General features: G+C 73.4%; 12 protein-coding genes. 8 read left to right on the top strand and 4 right to left on the bottom strand.

Features of this window, described 5'->3' with window-relative positions; genetic code table 11:
- Positions 1-47: 47 nt before the first annotated feature.
- From ACZ4VF_RS21320 to fabD, 5 genes are read left to right on the top strand one after another with little or no spacing between them, the layout of a single operon-like run.
- Entirely contained in the window at positions 48-302 is a 255-nt protein-coding gene (locus ACZ4VF_RS21320; RefSeq protein ID WP_467927745.1) for an acyl carrier protein, read from the top strand.
- 1 nt (position 303) lies between these two features.
- A complete protein-coding gene (locus ACZ4VF_RS21315) occupies positions 304-1,539 on the top strand; it encodes a beta-ketoacyl synthase N-terminal-like domain-containing protein (RefSeq protein WP_467927744.1) in 1,236 nt (411 codons plus the stop codon).
- 5 nt (positions 1,540-1,544) lie between these two features.
- Positions 1,545-2,807 carry a hydroxymethylglutaryl-CoA synthase family protein gene (locus tag ACZ4VF_RS21310; RefSeq protein WP_467927742.1) on the top strand — a complete coding sequence of 421 codons (1,263 nt, stop codon included), beginning with the start codon at positions 1,545-1,547 and terminating at the stop codon, positions 2,805-2,807.
- Positions 2,795-5,038, top strand: a complete 2,244-nt coding sequence (locus ACZ4VF_RS21305; protein WP_467927741.1) for an enoyl-CoA hydratase/isomerase — start codon at positions 2,795-2,797, stop codon at positions 5,036-5,038. The genes ACZ4VF_RS21310 and ACZ4VF_RS21305 overlap by 13 nt, the downstream gene beginning before the upstream one ends.
- Positions 5,039-5,042: 4 nt before the next feature.
- Positions 5,043-6,917: an ACP S-malonyltransferase gene (fabD, locus tag ACZ4VF_RS21300; RefSeq protein ID WP_467927740.1), complete on the top strand. Its 1,875-nt coding sequence runs from the start codon at positions 5,043-5,045 to the stop codon at positions 6,915-6,917.
- A 16-nt stretch (positions 6,918-6,933) separates the two neighbouring features.
- On the opposite strand, the gene ACZ4VF_RS21295 is transcribed toward fabD, so the two are convergent.
- The 3 genes from ACZ4VF_RS21295 to ACZ4VF_RS21285 all read right to left on the bottom strand — a co-directional run bounded on the left by ACZ4VF_RS21295 (position 6,934) and on the right by ACZ4VF_RS21285 (position 9,641).
- Positions 6,934-8,163 carry a cytochrome P450 gene (locus ACZ4VF_RS21295; protein ID WP_467927738.1) on the bottom strand — a complete coding sequence of 410 codons (1,230 nt, stop codon included), beginning with the start codon at positions 8,161-8,163 and terminating at the stop codon, positions 6,934-6,936.
- A gap of 69 nt (positions 8,164-8,232) precedes the next feature.
- Positions 8,233-8,841, bottom strand: a complete 609-nt coding sequence (locus ACZ4VF_RS21290; protein ID WP_467927737.1) for a phosphopantetheine-binding protein — start codon at positions 8,839-8,841, stop codon at positions 8,233-8,235.
- Positions 8,838-9,641 (bottom strand): thioesterase II family protein, encoded by an 804-nt coding sequence (locus ACZ4VF_RS21285; RefSeq protein ID WP_467927736.1) that lies wholly within the window; start codon positions 9,639-9,641, stop codon positions 8,838-8,840. The genes ACZ4VF_RS21290 and ACZ4VF_RS21285 overlap by 4 nt, the downstream gene beginning before the upstream one ends.
- Before the next feature lie 190 nt (positions 9,642-9,831).
- On the opposite strand from ACZ4VF_RS21285, the gene ACZ4VF_RS21280 reads away from it, so the two are divergent.
- Both ACZ4VF_RS21280 and aroF read left to right on the top strand, forming a co-directional pair.
- The gene (locus tag ACZ4VF_RS21280) at positions 9,832-11,172 is read left to right on the top strand and encodes a condensation domain-containing protein (RefSeq protein ID WP_467927735.1); all 1,341 of its coding nucleotides are present in this window, start codon (positions 9,832-9,834) and stop codon (positions 11,170-11,172) included.
- Positions 11,173-11,219: 47 nt separating this feature from the next.
- On the top strand, positions 11,220-12,272 hold the full coding sequence (gene aroF, locus ACZ4VF_RS21275; RefSeq protein WP_467927733.1) for a 3-deoxy-7-phosphoheptulonate synthase: 1,053 nt from the start codon (positions 11,220-11,222) through the stop codon (positions 12,270-12,272).
- 92 nt (positions 12,273-12,364) lie between these two features.
- Here the strand turns inward: aroF and ACZ4VF_RS21270 are convergent, their stop codons facing one another.
- The gene (locus tag ACZ4VF_RS21270) at positions 12,365-17,461 is read right to left on the bottom strand and encodes an amino acid adenylation domain-containing protein (protein ID WP_467927732.1); all 5,097 of its coding nucleotides are present in this window, start codon (positions 17,459-17,461) and stop codon (positions 12,365-12,367) included.
- A gap of 122 nt (positions 17,462-17,583) precedes the next feature.
- Between ACZ4VF_RS21270 and ACZ4VF_RS21265 the strand changes: the two genes are divergently transcribed.
- Entirely contained in the window at positions 17,584-19,521 is a 1,938-nt protein-coding gene (locus tag ACZ4VF_RS21265; protein ID WP_467927730.1) for a condensation domain-containing protein, read from the top strand.
- Positions 19,522-19,564: the final 43 nt, after the last annotated feature.

Genomic DNA, 19,564 nt, shown 5'->3' with positions numbered 1-19,564 from the left:
CCGACGACCCGCCGCGACCCGGCGGCCTGTGGCAAGTGATGGTGGAAATGACAAGCGAAGAGATCCTGCCCCTGATCACCGAGGCGATCGTGGAGGTCCTGCCCGAGCTGGACGGCCACCCCTTCACCGCGTCCGACTCGCTGGAGGCGCTCGGCGCGGACTCGATGGACCGGGCGGAGATCGTCATGGTCGTACTGGAACGACTGGACCTGGAGATACCCCTGGTCGACACGCACGGCCCGCGGAACCTGGGCGAACTCGCCGAGCTGCTGGGCGAGAAGACCTCCGCGAGGGCCCGGTAACGTGCGTGACGTCGCCGAGATCGTGGTGACCGGGCTGGGCGTCACCACGGCCGTCGGGCAGGGCAAGGAGCAGTTCGCGCGGGCGCTGTTCGCCGGGGAGCACCGCTTCGGCGTCATGCGGCGCCCCGGCCGGCAGCTCGACAGCGGGTTCGTGGGCGCGGAGATCCCCGCGTTCACCCCGCCCGCCCGGGTGGCCGCCCGCGATCTGCGTACCGCCTCCCTGACCGCCCAGGTGGCGCTCGCCACCCTGGAGGAGGCCTGGACGGAGGCCGGCCTCGACGAGGCCGACCCCTCCCGAGTCGGCCTCGTCGTCGGCGGCAGCAACGTGCAGCAGCGCGAGCTGGTGCAGGCCCAGGACAGGCAGCGCGCGAAGCCCCGGTTCCTCCGGCCCGGTTACGGCATGTCCTACCTGGACACCGACCTGTGCGCCCTGGCCACGGCGGCCTTCGGCATCCGCGGGCTGGCCCACACGGTCGGCGGCGCCTCGGCCTCCGGCCAGCTCGCCGTCATCGAGGCGGCCGAGGCCGTCGCGTCCGGCCGGGTCGACGTCTGCGTCGCGCTCGGTGCCCTCGCGGACCTGTCGTACTGGGAACTCCTCGCCCTGCAGTCGATGGGCGCCATGGCGCCCGAGACGTGCGCCGACGCCCCCGAAGCGGCCTGCCGCCCCTTCGACACGGGCCACCGGGGCTTCGTCTTCGGCGAGGCCTGCGCGGCCCTCGTCGTGGAACGCCGCGGGGCCCGCCCGCCGCGCGGGCACGCCCCCTACGCGCGACTGGCCGGCTGGTCGGTGCAGCTCGACGGCAACCGCGGCCCGAACCCCTCGCTGGAGGGCGAGGTCCGGGCGATCCGGCAGGCCCTCGGCACGGCCGGCCTCACCGCCGCCGACATCGACTACGTCAACCCGCACGGCACCGCCTCGCCCGTCGGCGACCGCACCGAGGCCCGGGCCCTCAGGGAGAGCGGACTCACCCGCGCCGCCGTCAACGCCACGAAGTCGATCACCGGCCACGGACTCAGCGCGGCCGGCGCGGTGGAGGCGGTCGCCGCGCTGCTGCAGATGCGGCACGGCCGGCTGCACCCCACCCGCAACCTCCACGACCCGGTCGACGACTCCCTGCACTGGGTGCGCGGCGCCGCGGTAGAGGCGCGGGTGCGCCACTGCCTGAGCCTGAGCATGGGCTTCGGCGGCATCAACACGGCACTGTGCATGAGCGCGTGCGAACCAGGGAGAGCGTAGAGGTCATGTCCCGCGTCGGAATCGAAGCCATGAACGTGTTCGGCGGCTCGGCCGTGCTCGACGTCGCCCAGCTGGCGCGGCGCCGGGGTCTCGACCCGCAGCGGCTGGACAACCTGCTGATGCGGGAGAAGACGGTCGCCCTGCCCTTCGAGGACCCGGTGACCTTCGGCGCCAACGCGGCCCGCCCCCTCCTGGACCGGATGAGTCCGCAGGACAGGGACCGCATCGAGCTGCTGATCACCTGCACCGAGTCGGGCATCGACTTCTCGAAGTCCGTGAGCACCTACCTCCACGACCAGCTGGGCCTCAGCCGCAACTGCCGCATGTTCGAGCTGAAGCAGGCCTGCTACGCGGGCACCGCCGGACTGCAGATGGCCTGCAACTTCATCCTGTCCCAGACCTCGCCGGGCGCCAAGGCGCTGGTCGTCGCCACCGACATCTCGCGCTACCACCTCGAGGACGGGGCCGACGCCTCCGCCCAGGACTGGTCCTACGCCGAACCCAGCGGCGGCGCCGGCGCCGTGGCCATGCTGGTCAGCGACGTCCCCCACGTGTTCCAGCTCGACGTCGGCGCCAGCGGCACGTACGGCTACGAGGTCATGGACACCTGCCGCCCCGCGCCGGACAGCGAGTCCGGAGACGTGGACCTGTCGCTGATGTCCTACCTGGACTGCTGCGAACAGTCCTACCGGGCCTACGAGCGCAAGGTCGAGGGCGCCGACTACCGCGACTCCTTCCAGTACCTGGCCTTCCACACGCCGTTCGGCGGCATGGTCAAGGGCGCCCACCGCACGATGATGCGGAAGGTCGCGGGGGTCAGGGGCGGCGCCATCGCCGAGGACTTCCAGCGCCGGGTGGCGCCCGGACTGGAGTACTGCGGCCGCGTCGGCAACATCATGGGCGCCACCGTGTTCCTGTCGCTGGCCAGCACCGTGTGCAACGGCGGCTTCGACACCCCGGGGCGCATCGGCCTGTTCTCCTACGGTTCCGGCTGCTGCTCGGAGTTCTACAGCGGCGTGGTCACACCGGACGGCGCGACGCGGCTGAAGGAGACGGGCATCGGGGAGCACCTCGACGCCCGCCACCGGCTGACCATCGACGCGTACGAAACCCTGCTGGCCAGGAGCGACTTCGTCCGCTTCGGCACCCGCGACACGACGGTTGACCAGAGCCTCGTCCCCGTGACCCGGCCGGCCCACGGCACAGGACCCCGCCTGGTGCTCCGGGCGGTCAAGGACTTCCACCGGGAGTACGCATGGGTGGGCTGACCTGCTCCACGCTGAGGCTGCGCGAGCAGGGCGGCGCCTGGTTCGTGCAGCTGCACCGGCCCGACGCGGGCAACGCCCTGGACACGGCGATGGTGCGCGAGCTGACCGACGTACTGGCCCGGGCGGCGGCGTCGCCCGCCACCGTCCTGGTGCTGGAGGGGCTGCCGGAGGTCTTCTGCTCCGGGGCCGACTTCGGCGTCATCGCCGACGCGGCCCGTTCGGGCGGGCCCACCGCGGCCGACCCGGAACCCCTGTTCGAACTGCTGCGGCACCTGGCGTACGCCGACCTGCTCACCGTCGCGCACGTCCGGGGCAAGGCCAACGCCGGAGGCGTCGGCCTCGTGGCGGCCTGCGACATCGTCATCGCCGACGAAGGCGCCACCTTCAGCCTGTCCGAGCTGCTGTTCGGCCTCATCCCCGCCGTCGTCCTGCCCTTCCTGATCCGGCGCACCGGATTCCAGCACGCGCACTACCTCGCCGGCACCACGCAGACCGTGGACGCGGAACGCGCCCGTGCCTGGGGGCTGGTCGACGCGTGCGGAGCGGACAGCGAGGCCCTGCTGCGTGCCCACCTCAAGCGCCTGACCCGGCTGTCGAAGCCGGCCGTCGCGCGCTACAAGGCGTACCTGCGGCAGCTGTCCCCGATGCCCGAGCAGACGAAATCCGCCGCGCTCGCCACCAACCGGGAGGTCTTCGAGGACCCGATGAACATACGCGCCATCCAGCGGTACGCGGAGGAGGGACTGTTCCCCTGGGAGACGGCGCCGGGGCCCCACCCGCCGGCCCCCGTCACCGCCACGGCTCCCGTCACCGCCACGGCCCCCGCCGCCCCCGCTTTCACCCCCGCTTCCACCCCGGCCGTCACCCCGGAGGATCTCGGCAGCCCCCGCTTCCGCGCGGCGCACGGCGTCACCCGCGCCTACGTGGCCGGCGCCATGTACAAGGGGATCGCCTCGGTCGAACTCGTCACCGCGATGGGCCGGGCCGGCATGCTCGCCTTCCTCGGCACGGGCGGGCTGAGCCCAAAGGCCGTCGACGAGGCGCTCGGCCGCGTCCGCGAGGAACTGGACGCGGGGCAGCCGTACGGCGCGAACCTGCTCAGCTCCCCGCAGGACCCCGCGCTGGAGACACGGCTGGTGGAGCTGTACCTGGACCACGGCGTGCGCTGCGTCGAGGCCTCCGCCTACATCCAGCCGTCCCTCCCGCTGGTCCGCTACCGCCTCGCCGGCCTCTCCCGCGGCAGGGACGGCGAGGTGCGCGAACGGAACCGTGTCATCGCCAAGGTCTCCCGCACCGAGGTGGCCGAGCGGTTCCTGCGGCCCGCGCCGCCGGAACTGGTACGCCGGCTGCTCGACGCCGGGCACATCACCCCCGACCAGGCCGACCTCGCCCGGCGGATCCCGCTCGCCTCCGACCTGTGCGTGGAGGCCGACTCCGCGGGCCACACCGACGCCCAGAACGCCTACGTGCTGATGCCCGCGATGAGCGAACTGCGCGACCGCGTCACCCGGGAGGAGGGCTACCCGGAGCCGGTGCCGCTCGGCGCCGCCGGCGGCATCGGCACCCCGCAGGCCGCCCTCGCCGCGTTCATGCTCGGCGCCGACTTCGTCGTCACCGGGTCCGTCAACCAGTGCACGGTCGAGGCGGGCACCAGCGACGCGGTGAAGGACATCCTCCAGGACCTCGGCGTGCACGACACCGACTACGCGCCGGCCGGCGACATGTTCGAGGTCGGGGCGCGGATGCAGGTCGCCAGGAAGGGCCTGCTCTTCCCGGCGCGCGCCCAGAGACTGTACGAGCTGTACCTGCGCCACGACTCGCTCGACGACCTGGACGCACGGACCCGCGCCACCCTGGAGCAGAAGTACTTCGGACGCCCGCTCGACACGGTGTGGCAGGAGACCCGGGCCCATCTGGCCCGGCGGTTCCCCGACCGGCTCGCGGAGATCGAACGGAACCCCAAGCAGCGGATGGCCCAGGTGTTCCGCTGGTACTTCGTCCACTCCACCCGGCTGGCCCTGGCCGGCCGTCCCGAGCACAAGGTGGACTACCAGATCCACTGCGGCCCGGCGCTGGGCGCGTTCAACGCCTGGGTCCGCGGCACTCCGCTGGCCTCCTGGCGGCAGCGGCACGTGGCCGCCGTCGCCGACCACCTGATGCGCGAGACCGCGGCCCTGCTCGGCCGCACCCTCGGCGCCCGCACCGGCACGTCACACGACACAGCGAAGTGAGCACATGAGATCGGTTTACGTCTTCCCGGGACAGGGCTCCCAGCACAAGGGCATGGGTGCCGGGCTGTTCGAGAAGTTCCCGGAACTGGTGGCCCAGGCCGACGACGTGCTCGGCTACTCCGTCGAGGAGCTGTGCCTGCGCGACCCGGACCGGGTGCTGAGCCAGACGCGGTACACCCAGCCGGCGCTGTACGTGGTCAACTCGCTCACCTACCTCGACCGCACCACCGAACGCGGTGAACTGCCCGCCGCGGTCGCCGGCCACAGCCTCGGCGAGTACTGCGCGCTGTTCGCCGCCGGCGCCTTCGACTTCGCCACCGGCCTGCGGCTCGTCGCCAAGCGCGGCGAGCTGATGAGCCGGGCCCCCAAGGGCGCCATGGCGGCCGTCGTCAACCTCGACGAGGAGCGCGTGCGCGAGATCCTCACCGGCCTGCCGTTCCGCAACGTCGACATCGCCAACATCAACGCGCGCACGCAGTGCATCCTGTCCGGCGAGTACGACGAACTGCACGACCCCGCACTGCGCGCCGCCTACACCGAGGCGGGCGCCCGGTTCGTCCCGCTCAACGTGAGCGCCGCCTTCCACTCCCGCTGCATGACGGACGTGCAGCAGGAGTTCGCGCTCCACCTCGCCGGCTTCGACCTCGCGGAACTCACCCTCCCCGTCGTGGCCAACCACACCGCCCGCCCCTACCCCACGAAGGGCTACGCGGACCACCTGGCCCACCAGATATCCGGCGCCGTCCGCTGGTACGAGTCGATGTCCTGGCTGATCGCCCAGGGGTACCGGGACTTCCAGGAGATCGGCCCGGGCACCGTGCTGACCAAGCTCACCGCCCAGATCCTCAAGGACCCCCTGCCCGTCGAGACCGCCCCCGCCCCCCGGCGGCCTCCCGCCGTCCAGGCCCGCCCCCGCACCGAACTGGTCTTCATGTACGGCGGCCAGGGCACCCAGTACCACCAGATGGGCCGGGGCCTCTACGACACCGATCCGGTGTTCCGCGACGCCATGGACCGCTGCGACGCGGCCCACCGCGCCACGGCCGGCACCTCGTTGCTGGCCGCCGTCCACGACGACAGCCGCAGGGGCCGTCCCTTCGACGACGTCCTCACCTCGCACGCGGCGCTCTACGGCATCGGCTACAGCCTCACCGAGATGCTCCGCGCCGACGGCGTCCACCCCGACGCGGTGCTCGGCCACAGCCTCGGCGAGTACGTCGCCGCCACCGCCGCGGGCGCCCTGTCCTTCGAGGACGGCCTGCGGCTCGTGACGGGCCAGGCCCGGCTCCTGCAGGAGCGGTGCCCGGACGGCGGCATGCTGTCCGTCCTGGACTCCCCGGACCTGTACCGGTCCCGGCGCGACCTCTTCGGCGACATCGCCCTCGCGGCCGTCAACTACGACCGCAACTTCGTCGTCAGCGGCACCGGCACCCGGCTCGCCGCCCTCCAGCAGGCCCTGGACGCCGAAGGCGTGATCACGGTCCGGCTGCCCGTGCGCCACGCCTTCCACTCCGCGCTGATCGACCCGATCCGTTCCGACTTCCTCTCCCTGACCAGGGACGTCACCGTCACGACGCCACGGCTCCCGGTCCACTCCGCGATGCTCGCCGGCCGCCTCGGGACCCGGTACGGCGGGGACGAGTACCTGTGGGACGTGATCCGCCGCCCCGTCCGGTTCGACGAACTGATGGCGTCCGAGTTCACCGCCCCCGACCGTCACTTCTTCGTCGACCTCAGCGCCAGCGGTTCGTTCGCCAACTTCCTCAAGCACGGCTACGCCCCCGCCCTCCGCGGCGCGCCGGCCATCAACCAGTTCGGCAACAACAGCGGCACCGTTCGCGCCCTGCGCGACGAACTGCGCCGCCTGGCCGGCGCCTGAGAAGGAGGCGTGCCGGTCACCGGCCCTTCAGGGTCACCGGAACGCTGCAGACCCCACCGAGGAAGTTGGAGTAGATCCGGGCGGGCTCGCCGGCCGGTTCCAGGTCGGCGACCAGGTCGCGGAGGGATTCCAGGACCGCGCCGATCTCCAGGCGGGCCAGGTGGGAGCCGAGGCAGAAGTGCGAGCCCCCGCCGAGGGTGACGTGTCTGTTCGGGCTGCGCGAGAGGCGGAAGTCGTCGGGGCGTTCGAAGACCTGCTCGTCCCGGTTGGCCGACACGTTCCAGAGGGTGACGATGTCACCGGCCCGCAGCTCCGTGCCGCCGACGGTGACGTCCCGTACGACGGTGCGCGCCATGTGCATGGACGGGGTGGTCCAGCGCAGCACCTCGTCGACGGCCGTCTCCACCGCGACCTCGCCACGCTGCCAGGCCTGCCACTGGTCGGGGTGGTCGAGGAAGGCGAGCACGGCACCGCCGATGGCCATCCGCGTGGTCTCGCCGCCGCCGAGGATGAGGCTGTAGCAGTTGAAGACGATCTCGTCGTCGGTGAGACCGCTGCCGTTGACCCGGGCCGAGGTGAGCAGCGTGACGATGTCGTCGGCGGGGGCGGTCCGCCGTCCTTCCGAGAGGTGGGCGAAGTAGTACAGGACCTCGTTCTTGGCCCGCCAGGCGTCGGCAGGGGTGAGGACGGGGGTCTCGGAGGCGACCATGGTCGAGGTGAGGGCGAAGATGCGCTCGCGGTCCCGGGGCGGGACGCCGAGCAGGTCGCAGATCGCGGCCAGCGGGATCTCCTTCGCCACGTCCGTCGCGAAGTCGCAGGTACCGCGCTCCAGCGCCTGGCCGATCAGCTGCCGGGCCATCGCCCGGATGCGCACACCCAGCGCCTCCAGCCCCCGCCGGGAGAAGGTCTTGGTCAGGATCTGGCGCACCTCGCCGTGCCGGACGCCGTCGGTCAGCGACAGCATGCGACGACCCGCCGAGTCCCCGCCTCCGCGCAGCGCGTCGAGCACGTTGCCGCGTTCGGAGGTGAAGTGCGTGGTGTCGCGGTAGACGGCGCTCACGTCACGGTGGGCCGTCAGCATCCAGTAGCCGGCCAGCCCGTCGCGTGGCGGCTGCCGGCGGACCGGCTCGTGCGTGCGCAGATGCCGCCACACCTCGGTGAGGTCGCACGTCGAGTGCAGGACCCGGTCGGCGAAGTCGAGACGGTCGATCTCGTCGGCTGACAGGATGGTGCGGGACCCCGGCATCGGTGTTCTCCTTTTCCTTTCCTCCGCCTCACACGCGCGGTTCTCCACCTGGTACGCGGCTCGTCGGCCTCAGTGCGCGGCCTCGCCGGTACGCGCCCGGTCCACCGCTTCGGCCTGGTGCCGCAGCACGCTGTTCTCGAACAGCACCTCCGGCGGCACCTCCAGCGCCAGATCCCGCTGCAGCCGTATCCGCACCCGCACGGCGAGCAGCGAGTGGCCGCCGAGCGAGAAGAAGTCGTCGTCGAGCCCGATGGCGTCGACGGCGAGCAGGTCCTCCCAGACCTCCGCGAGGTAGCGCTCGGTGGGACCGGCGGGCGGTGCGTGCGGGGCCCGCCTGCGGGACAGGTCCTCCAGGGCGCCGGCCAGGCCGTCCGCGGTCCAGGCCGCGTCGGACTGGTGCGCGCGTGCCGTCATCGCCACGAACTCGGGGAGCCCCGCGGCCTGTTCGGGGTCCGGTACGAGTTTCGCGTCGGCCAGGTGCTCCCGCAGCTCCCGCAGGGACAGCGCGTCACCGGACGGGGCCACGAAGGCGATCAGACGCCGGGGCTCGCCGCCCGTGGTGCGGACCGCCGCCCGGGCGACCGAGGGATGCTCCAGCAGTACCCGCTCCATCTCGGCGGGCTCCGTGCGCACCCCTCGTATCTCCACGGGACCGCTGGGGCGTACCAGAGGGGTCATACCGTCATCCTCCGCTGCACGTCGGTTTCCTGGGGCCGGTCGAAGTCCCGCTCGATCACCTCGGCCAGGGGGGCGGTGGCGTCGAGGACCGTCCACTTGCCGCCGGGGAGCGTGTGGGAGCTGAGCGGGCCGCATTCGGACCAGTACGTCATCTCCTCGGGGCGTACATCGGTGTCGTCCTCCCAGCTGACGGCCGTCACCGGGCAGTCGACCGGTTCCGCCGCCGCCGGGCGGTACCCGAAGCACATCCGCAGATCGGCCCTGAGCACCCGCAGCGCCATCGGGACCAGATCGGGGTGCAGCTCTCCCTGGCCCAGCATGCGTGAGACCCGCTGCACCTGTTCACGCAGCTGGTCGTCCGTCATCGACGGGTGGTAGACGCCGGTGGCTCCGGGGGCGGGCATCCGGTAGCGGCGCTCCGGCGGCCAGTGCGGCACACGGGACGACGACACGAACAGCCGCCGGGGAGCGGGGGCCCCCTCCGCGGCAAGCCCGGTGACCAGGGCGTGCGCCAGCAAGGCGCCCATGCAGTGCCCGAACACGGCGTAGGGCCGGTCGGTGTAGGGCAGCAGGGCACGCGCGCAGTCCGCGCCGAACTCCTCGAACGTCTCGCACGGGGCGTGGCCGAGCCGGTTCTCCCGGCCCGGCGGCTGCACCGGGCACACCTCCACGGGTCCGAACCGCTCGGGCCAGTGCCGGAACACCGAGGCGCCGACGCCGCTGTACGGCATGACGAACAGCCGGGCGTCCGCGTGGGCCGACGGTTCCCGCAACAGCCAGGTGCCGCTGCGCTGCGACATGCTTCCTCCCGGGGCCACGGCGTCCGGTGGCGCGGCCTGTCGACTCGAAGACGAGCACGGACGCTACGCACGACCGGTTATCCGGAAGTTACGCCGCCCGCCGCCCGCCGGCGTCGCCCGGACGGCCGTAACCGTGGGCAAACCGGGCCCCGCCACGCTTGAGCCGTACGCGTACGAGGAGCTGATACCGGTGGCCGATGTCCACGCGCGCATCCAGGCGCTCTCACCCGACCGGAGGGCCCTGATCGACGCCCTGGCGGCGGGGCGACGGCCGGACCGCGCCCCCACGACCGCGGCGCAGGAACGGTACTGGCGGCTCAACCAGGCCGACCCCGCCGACCCCCGCTACCTGTGGCCGTGGGCCCTCTCGCTGCGCGGGCCGCTCGACACCGACGGCCTCGGCCGGGCCGTCCGCTCCGTGCTGAACCGGCACGACCTGCTCACCTCCACCTTCCGCCGGCAGGACGGCGAGCTGTGGCAGCTGCGCGGCACCGCGCCTGCCCGGGAGCCCCGTCTCGTGGAGGTCCCCGACGGACCCGACGGCGTGCAGCGCGAGATCGAGCGCGTCAACCGGCGCGGCAGGGACCTGGCACGACAGGCACCCGTGGACACCACGCTCCTGCGCCTCGGCCCGGACGACCACGTCCTGGTCGTCGACATCCACGCGATCGCCAACGACGCCTGGTCGATGCGTCTCTTCCTCGACGACCTCGCGGCCCACTACAACGGGTCCGCGCCCGCCTCCCGTCCCGTCCCCTTCGCCGAGCACGCCGCCCGGCAGCGCCGGTGGCTGGCCGGTGAGGAGGCCGAGCGGCAGGCGCGCCACTGGGTGCGGACCCTGGCCGGCCTGCCTCCCGCGCCCCTGCCCGCCGCGTCCGCCGCCGACGGCGCCCGCTGCGTCGTACAGCGGGCCGACGTCCCGGCCGGCGCCATGGACGCGGTGCGCGGCCTCGGCCGACGGGCCGGGGCCACCCCCTTCATGACCCTGTACGCCCTCTTCGCGGACGTCCTCGGCACCCTGACCGGGCGCGGCGACATCGTCGTGGCCTCGTCGGTGTCCGGCCGCGACACACCGGACACCCACCAGGTCGTCGGCTGCTTCGTGAACCGGGTGGTGCTGCGCGTCGACGTGGGCGGCGCTCCCGGTGACGAGGAACTCGTCCGGCGCGGCCGGGCCTCGGTGCTCGCCGCCCTGGCCAACGCCCGGCTGCCCTTCGAGCACGTGGTGCGCCGGGTCGCACCCCACGCGTACGACCGGCCCGCCCCGCTGGCGGACGTCATGTTCGTGTACGACGACCAGGACGGGCGGGCGGCCACCGGCGACGCCCCCCGCTTCACCGGCCTGGAGGCGTCGTACGTCGAGCCCGAGTACCGCACCACCCGATTCGCCCTGCTGCTCACCGCGCGCCCCGTGCCGTCCGGGCGGCTGGTCCTCGAAGCGCACTGCCCGAGCGACCCGCACCACGTCCGCACCGCGCGGGAGCTGCTGCGCCACTGCGCCCTGCGGCTCGCGCGGCTGGGCGGCGCCTGAGCCACGTGCCGCGGCGCCCGCCCGCGCACCCCGAGGAAGGACCCCAGATGATCGCCATCGTCCTGAGTGAGACGTGCACCCCCGCACAGCGCCGGCAGGTGCTGTCGGCGGTGCAGTTCGCGGGATCCGGTCTCAGAGTGCACACGCCCCATCTGGTGTCGCTCACCGGCGACCGGGACCGTGTCGCGGCCGCCCTGGACGGCCTCCCGCAGGTCACGGAGATCACGTCCCTGTCGGCCGGGTACCCCCGGGCGGCGCGGCTGGCCGGACGCGCGGCCACCACACCGGTGTGGGTGTCGGACGTGGAGATCGGGGGCCCCGGTTTCACCGTCATCGCTGGCCCGTGCTCCGTGGAGAACCGGCAGCAGATGCTGACCACGGCCCGTGAGGTCCACGCCTGCGGCGCGCACGCCCTCCGCGCGGGGGCGTTCAAGCCCCGTACGTCGCCGTACGCCTTCCAGGGCCTCGGCGACGCCGGTCTGGGGCTCCTGGCCGAGGCCCGGGAACGGACCGGACTGCCCGTGGTGACCGAGGTGGTGGACGTCCGGGACATGGAACGGGTGGCGCAGGCGGTGGACATGGTCCAGATCGGCGCCCGGAACATGCAGAACTACGCACTGCTGCGCGAGGCCGGCCGGCTGCGGATGCCGGTCCTGCTCAAGCGCGGTCTGGCCGCCACTCTGGACGAGTGGCTGCTCGCCGCGGAGTACGTGCTCGACGGCGGCAACGAGCAGCTCGTGCTGTGCGAGCGGGGCATCCGCACCTTCGAGACCGGGTACCGCTTCACGCTGGACCTCGCCGCCGTCGTCGTCCTCAAGGAACGCACGCACCTGCCGGTCATCGTGGACCCGAGCCACGCCGCCGGCACCCGCGGCCGCGTGCTGCCCCTCGCGCTCGCGGCGGCCGCCGTGGGGGCCGACGGCATCATCGTCGAGGCGCACCACGATCCGTCCGCCGCCCTGTGCGACGCGGCGCAGGCCCTGCCGACGAGTGACCTCACCGAGCTGATGCGCAGGCTGCCGCCGGCCGCGCGGTCGGCGGGGCGCACCCTGGAGCGTACGCCGGGCCGGCGGACACTGACGTCCGTGAGCGGCGGCTGACCGGGGCGGACACGCGAGGGCGTCCGCCCGATACAGCGACAGCGAGGGGCTGCCGGACACCGTCCGGCAGCCCCTCACCGCACACCCCGCGCCTACCCGTCGTCTTCCTCGACTCCGTCGACTCCTTCGTCTCCCGCGTCCTCCGTGGCCATCCGGGCCACGGTCTCGGCGAAGCCGACGACCCGCGGGCCGTGCTCGGGGTCGGTCGACAGGCCCTTGGCCAGCTGCGCGCACGTCGGCATGTCGAAGATGTCACGGACGGACAGGGGCACGTCCAGCAGCGAGCCGAGCCGGGCCGCGAACCGCGTTCCCGTGAGGGAGTCGCCGCCGAGCAGGAAGAAGTCGTCCTGGACACCCACCTCGGGCCGTTCCAGCACCTCCGCGCAGACCGCGGCCACCAGTGCCTCCAGCGGCCCCCTGGGAGTGTCGTCCAGGTCCTCCGCACCGGCCTGCCCGGCCGTACGGCGCGCCTGCCCGGTCAGGGCGAGCCGGTCCACCTTGCCGTTGCCGGTGAGCGGCAGGGCGTCCAGGATCCGTACGTCCGCCGGAACCATGTAGCCGGGCAGCCGTTCCCTCAGATACGCGGACACCTCGTCCGCGCCGACGTCCCCGGCCACGAAGGCCACCAGATGGCGGGCCCGGCTCTCCCGGGCGGGCGCCACGACCACGCACGCCTCCACCCGGGGGTGGCTGCGGGCGGCGTGCTCCACCTCGCCCAGTTCGATCCGGTACCCGTTGACCTGGACCTGGAAGTCGTCGCGCCCCAGGATCTCGATCGAGCCGTCCGGCAGATAGCGCCCCAGGTCGCCCGTGGCATAGACGCGCTCCCCGGTGGAGGGCAGCCGGAAGAAGCGCTCCCGGGTGCGTTCCTCGTCGCGCCAGTAGCCGTGGGCCAGTCCGACCTCGCTGCCCACCACCATCTCGCCGGGCACCCACACGGGCCGGTCCCGCCAGGCTCGGTCCAGCACGTGGTAGCGATGGTTCGCCATCGGCTTGCCGTACGGGATGCTCGTCCAGTCCGGGTCGATCTCGCCGACCGGCTGCAGGATCGACCAGCAGATGGTCTCCGTCGGCCCGCCCGACCCCATCACCCGCAGGCGCGGGGCCAGCGCCCGCATCCGGTCGGGGAGCGTCAGCGGGATCCAGTCGCCCGACAGCACGGTCAGCCGCAGCGGTTCCAGCACGGGTGCCGCGGGATCGCCGGCGACCTGTTCGGCCGCCTCGACCAGCATCTGCGCCAGGGCGGGCACCGAGTTCCAGAACGTCACCGACTCCCGGCGGACGAGGTCCACCCAGTGCGCGGGGTCGGGCCGTTCGGCGGGGTCGGGCAGAACGGCCGCCCCGCCGGCGGCGATGATGCCGAAGACGTCGTACACGGAGGCGTCGAAGTGCAGCCCCGACACGGCGAGCACCCGGTCCGCGGGCCCGACACCGAAGCGTGCGTTGATGTCGCTGTACATGTTGGTCACACCGCGGTGGTCGACCATGACGCCCTTGGGCCGGCCCGTCGACCCGGAGGTGTAGATGACGTACGCCAGGTCGCGCGGCCCCTGCACGGAGGCGAGCGGGGCGTCGCCGACGGTGTCGAAGTCACGGTCCACGGCCAGCACCCGTACGCCCTCCGGCCAGGACAGGGCGTCGACGAGCCGGCCCTGGGTGAGGACCAGCTCCACCTCGCCGTTCTCCAGCAACTCCCGCAGCCGCAGCGGCGGTACCGCGGGGTCGACCGGCAGATACGCGGCTCCGGAGGTGAGGACGCCGTACACCGCCGCGTACTGCTCCCACCCCTTCTCGGCGACGATCGCCACGAGCCTGCCGGGACGCGCCCCCAGTTCCCGCAGCCGCCGTCCGACGCGGTTGGCGTGGGCGTGCAGTTCGGCGTGGGACAGGGTGCGGGCGGTGGTGACGACCGCGGGGGCCTCGGGGCGCTCGGCCGCCTGCCGCGCGAGCACCTCGTGCAGGAGCGTGTCGCCGACCTCCCGCGCCGTGTCGTTGGCCTCGGCGCGTACGGCGAGCTGTTCGGCCGGCACCAGATCGAACCGCTCGGCCTGCCAGAGCGCCTCCTCCGTGATCAGGCGGTCCAGCAGACCGCAGTAGGCGGTGAACATGTCGTCGACGAGGCCGGGCGGGAACATCGCGTCGAGGAAGTCCCACTTCAGGTGCAGGGTCCTGTCGATCTCCCGGATCTGGAAGTCGAGCAGCACCTGCGGGGTCTGCGAGATGCCGTACGTCTCCTCGCCGAGCCCCGACACCTGCCGCCGGGGCGGATGCCCGAGCAGACTGGTGACGACGATCGGCATGGCCGGGCGGGCCCCCGCGGCGGGCCGGCGGCGCTGCAGTTCGCGCAGCACCCGCACGCCGTTGAAGTGCCGGTGCTGGAGATCGGTCCAGATCTGTTCCTGGATGTCCATCGCGCGCTCGGCGAACGTCCCGTCGGTCTTCTCCACGGCGACCAGGAGCGTGTTGGTGAAGTCACCGAGCAGCCGGTCGATGTCCGGGTGCACCGGAAGCCGGTCGAAGACGGGGAAGTTGATGGTGAACGCGTCGTTCCGGCTCCACGTGCGCAGGACCTCGGCGAAGACCGCCACGAGGATGCCGGACGGCGTCACACCCAGCCGCCGGGCCCGCTCCTGCAGCCGGTGCCAGCGCGCGGGGGCGAGCCGGTGCGCGTGCCGTTCGAAGCGGATGGTGCCCCGTGGCCGGGTGACCAGGGGCAGGTCCGGAGCGGCGGGCAGATCGGGGACGCGTTCCAGCCAGTAGGCGCGGGAGCGTTCGTAGGCGGACGTGGCCTCCAGCGCCGAGCGCGCCTGCGTCACGTAGTCCCGGAACGTGATCTCCGGTGCGGGCGGGGCCGTGTCCGGGTCCTCGTACAGCTCGATCAGCTCCGGGAAGAGCACCTGGAACAGGCTCCAGGCGTCGACGACCAGGAGATCGACGCCGATGTGCAGACGCACCCGGCCGCCGGGCAGCAGGGTGACCCGCACGTCGAACAGCGGACCGGTGTGCGGATCCATCACCTGGTGCGACATCTCCTCGCGCAGCAGCCGCGCGCGCTCACCGGCCGCGTCCGGGGACTCGTCCCGCAGATCGAGCACCCGCACCTCCTGGCCGGCGGCCCGGGGCAGCACGCGCTGGGTGCCGTCGGCCAGGACGACCGCGCGCAGCATGTCGTGGCGGCGCACCACCTCGGCCCACGCCCGCTCGAACCGCGGCACGTCCAGTCCGTCGCGCTCCCACTCGAAGTAGCCGTGGCAGCCCACGTTCCCGAAGTCGACGGCGGCGCCCCGGCCGATCCACAGCGCCTGCTGCGTCTCCGTCAGCGGGAACGGCTCGTACCGGCCGGCCGGGTCGTGGTGCACCTGCGGCAGGCCGGCCAGGGACGAGGTCGCCTCGGCCGCGCCGCGTGCCGCGGCCAGCCGGGCCAGGGAGGCGACGCTCGACGCGCGCATGAGGTCCGGGAGGGCCACGTCGAGCCCCAGTTCCTCCCGCGCGCGGGTCAGCAGCCGTACGGCGCTGAGCGAGTCGCCGCCCAGGTCGAAGAAGCCGTCGAGGACACCGATGTCGTCCAGTCCGAGCACCTGCGACCACAGGGCCGCAAGACGCCGCTCCGTCTCGTTGCGCGGCTCGACCCTGCGCACGTCCAGGCCGGGCCGGTTCCGGTCGGCAGCCGGCAGCGCGGCCCGGTCCACCTTGCCGCCGGGGCCGACGGGTATCTCGTCCACGACCGTGAGGCTCACGGGAACCATGTAGGCGGGCAGCGTCCGGCGCAGCGCCCGGCGGATCTCGGACAGCAGGGGAGGGGCGGCCGGGGCGGTGACGAGGTAGCCCGCCAGCCGGCGCTCCCCGTCCGCGGATTCGGTCACGGTCACCGCGGCCTGGAGCACCCCCGGCTGCCGCGCCAGCGCCGACTCGACCTCGCCCAGGTGGACCCGGTAGCCGCGGATCTTCACCTCGTCGTCGGCGCGGCCGATGACCTCGATCTCGCCGTCGGGCCAGCGCCGGGCCACGTCGCCGGTCCGGTACAGGACCGGGTGCGGGTCGTCCGGGAGGGGGTTGGGCAGGAACTTCTCCTCGTTCGTCGCCGGCTGGTTGAGGTAGCCCAGCGACAGTCCGGCACCGGAGACGTACAGCTCGCCGGGCTCACCGGCCGGGACGGGAGCGAGCGACTCGTCCAGCACGTGGACGTTCACACCCGGCACGGGGCGGCCCACCGGCGGGGCGCGGTGCAGGCGCTCGTCCTCGGTCAGGGCGCGGCTCACGGCCGAGAGGTTGCAGGTGGTCACCACGGTGGCCTCGGACGATCCGTAGACGTTGACCACCTCGAAGGGCAGTGTCTCCGGCGGCCAGGCGCGCAGGCGCTCGCCCGCCACCCGCACGGTGCGCAGCACCGTGTCCTCCGGCCAGTCGAGCGACCAGCAGCGCTCGGCCGTCGCGGTCATCATGAGGCTGTGGGAGACGCGCTCGCCCACCAGCCAGTCCCGCAGCGCTGCGGGGTCAGCGGCGACATGGGGTTCCGGCACGCACACCGCCGCGCCCGCGGCGAGCAGCGGCAGACAGTCCACCTCGACCAGCCCCGCTCCCGGGGAACACAGCCAACTGCCGCGTGAGAGCGGCTCGATGGCGCACTGCTCGATCAGGGTGTGCACCAGCGTCCGCAGGGCGCCGTGCCGGAACAGCACGGCCTTCGGGTCGCCCGTCGAGCCGGACGTGAACGCCACATGGCAGACGGTGGCGTCGGTCACCGCGACCCCGAGCGGTTCGGCGGGCGCCGAACGCCACGCGTCGCCGTCCATCAGGACCACCGGCACCCCGGGATCCTCGTCCAGCCCGGACGCCGTGTGCTCGTCCGCCAGGACGACGGCCGCCTCGGCGTGCCGCAGCATCGACGCCACCCGGGCCGAGGGGTGCGCGGGGTCCAGCAGCACCGCCGCCACGCCCAGTTTGAAACAGGCCAGCTGGGCGATCAGGTGCGCCGTGCCGCGCCCCAGGTACAGGCCGGCCCGCGCCTTCGGCCGCACTCCCAGCCCCCGCAGGTGCCGGGCGAGCCGGTTGGCCGACTCCTCCAGGCCGGCGAAGTCCAGGGCCGTGCCCGCGTGTTCGACGGCCGTGGCCCTCGGGGTGCGGCGGGCTGCCAGTGCCACACGTTCGTGGACGTAGAGCTGTGACTCGTGGGAGTGGGTGTCCCGCACGACGTTCCGCCCTTTCCGCGCTGGAGACAGGAGGCGGGGACGGTAGGCCGCCGAGGTTAGGCAAGGGTTACGCGGCGGGGCGTAACCGGGCGCTAACCCGGCGGCCCTAGCCTCGGTCGGTCATGGACGACTCCCTCAGCCGCCTGACGCCCCAGCAGTGGACCCGCCTCGCCGAGCGCGCGCGGGCCGGACAGCCCCCCGCACACGGACGACCGGAGACACCCGCCGCCCCGCCGGTGCCGCGCGCCGACCACGCGGCCCCCTGCCCGGCCACCCACACCCAGGAACAACTGTGGTTCCTCAGCCGGCTGACCGCCGGCACGCCGAACTACAACGTCCCCTTCCGCTTCGACCTGGAAGGCCCCCTGGAGCCGCACCACCTGCACACCGCACTGCGTACGGTCGTGCAGCGGCACGACGCCCTGCGCACCGAGCTACGACCCGGCCCCGGTGGCCTGCGCCAGGTGGTCCGGGAACGGGTGCCGGTGGAGCTGCCGGTGCGCGACCTGTCCGGCCACGACGACCCCCGGGCCGCGGCCGACGCCCGCTGCTTCGAACTCGCCCGCACGGTTTTCGACCTGGAGACCGCGCCGCTGTGGCGCTTCGAGCTGCTGCGGCTGGACGAGCCGGGCGAGCGGCACGTGCTGGTGTGGATCGCCTCGCACACCATCGCCGACGGCGGAGCGGTGGGCGTCCTGCTGGACGAGGTCGGCGCGGCGTACGCCGCGCTGACAGCCGGCCGCGACGTCGTACTGCCGGACCCCGGTCCCCAGTTGACCGACTACGCCGCCTGGCAGCGGGCCACCCTGACCCCGGCGGAGACCGAGCGGCTCACCGCCTACTGGCGCCGCCGCCTCGACGGCTACGACGGCCTGCGCCTGACCTACGACCGGCCGGGCCCCGCCGCCACCGCCCTTCCCCGCGGCCGCACCGTCCGCTTCGCCGTCCCAGCGGCCCTGCGCCGGCGGGTCGTCGGCCTGGCCAGGGAGCACGCCGGGTCGCCGTTCATGGTCCTGCTGGCCGCCTACCAGGTACTGCTCGCGCGGCTCGCCCGCCGCCCCGACGTGGCGACGGCCCTGCCGCTGGCGTGCCGCGACACCCCCGGCTACGAGCGGGTGTTCGGCTCGCTCACGAACACCGTCGTGATCCGCACGGACACCGGCGGCGGCGCCTCCTTCGCGACGGTCCTCGACCGGGTCAGGGAGGCCGTCCTCGGCGCCATCGAGCACCAGAGCCTGCCGTTCGGCAAGCTCGTGGAGGAGCTGAGGCCCGCCCGCCACGGACGTACCAACCCCATCACCGAGACGATCTTCAGCTACGGCGGCACTCCCGCGACCCTCGGCTGGACCCCCCTCGGCGACTCGGTGCGCGCCGCCTGCCGGGGCATGTCCAACGACACCGTCCGCTTCGACTTCGAGCTGGTGCTGGACGACACCCTGGAGGGGCTGACCGGCCGGTTCGAGTACGACAGCGACCGCATCGACGCGCGCAGCGCCCGCCGGATCTGCGACGCCTACCTGGACATCCTCGGCGCCGCGGTGGACCACCCCGGCGCACCCCTGCCGCACGCGCCGGGCGAGGAGCCCGGCCGGCCCCGCCCGCCGCTGCCGGCCTGGTCCGCGGCGCCGGCCGACGCCCCGGCTCCCGCCTCCCCGGACGGCCCGGCGCCCGGCAGCGGCGGCGCACCGCGCACCGAGGCCGAGCGCGCCGTGGCCCGCATCTGGGCCGGCGCCCTGGGCCGTGACGGGCTGGAACGCGACGACGACTTCTTCGCCCTCGGCGGCTACTCGATGCTGGCGGTGGACGTGATCGCCGCCGTCAACGAGGAGTTCGGCACCGATCTGTCGGTGCTGCAGATCTTCGAGACGAGCAGTGTCGCCGCGCTGGCCCGTGCCGTCGAGGCCGGTGCCGACACCGCCGGAACCGACGAATCCGGAACCGACGGAACCGACGGAGCCGGCGATGAGGGGACGGCTGCGGCGGACCTGCTGGAGCAGGTCGAGGGGATGAGCGACGAGGAGGTGGCGCGGGCGTTGGAGCGTCTGCGCGACACCCCCTGAACCCGGGCCCCGAAGCGGGGGAGAAGGAGAACGCCGTAGGAGG

The organism is Streptomyces sp. NPDC029151, from assembly GCF_055564315.1.
The sequence above is the reverse complement of the archived record's forward strand: the minus strand, read 5'-3'. Positions and strand labels throughout refer to the sequence as shown.

What these genes read in the sequence shown, in the direction of transcription:
- ACZ4VF_RS21320 (WP_467927745.1), top strand. Translation starts at nt 48, where the DNA reads ATGACAAGCGAAGAGATCCTGCCCCTGATCACCGAGGCGATCGTGGAG.
- ACZ4VF_RS21310 (WP_467927742.1), top strand. Translation starts at nt 1,545, where the DNA reads ATGTCCCGCGTCGGAATCGAAGCCATGAACGTGTTCGGCGGCTCGGCC.
- ACZ4VF_RS21305 (WP_467927741.1), top strand. Translation starts at nt 2,795, where the DNA reads ATGGGTGGGCTGACCTGCTCCACGCTGAGGCTGCGCGAGCAGGGCGGC.
- fabD (WP_467927740.1), top strand. Translation starts at nt 5,043, where the DNA reads ATGAGATCGGTTTACGTCTTCCCGGGACAGGGCTCCCAGCACAAGGGC.
- ACZ4VF_RS21295 (WP_467927738.1), bottom strand. Translation starts at nt 8,163, where the DNA reads ATGCCGGGGTCCCGCACCATCCTGTCAGCCGACGAGATCGACCGTCTC.
- ACZ4VF_RS21290 (WP_467927737.1), bottom strand. Translation starts at nt 8,841, where the DNA reads ATGACCCCTCTGGTACGCCCCAGCGGTCCCGTGGAGATACGAGGGGTG.
- ACZ4VF_RS21285 (WP_467927736.1), bottom strand. Translation starts at nt 9,641, where the DNA reads ATGTCGCAGCGCAGCGGCACCTGGCTGTTGCGGGAACCGTCGGCCCAC.
- aroF (WP_467927733.1), top strand. Translation starts at nt 11,220, where the DNA reads ATGATCGCCATCGTCCTGAGTGAGACGTGCACCCCCGCACAGCGCCGG.
- ACZ4VF_RS21265 (WP_467927730.1), top strand. Translation starts at nt 17,584, where the DNA reads ATGGACGACTCCCTCAGCCGCCTGACGCCCCAGCAGTGGACCCGCCTC.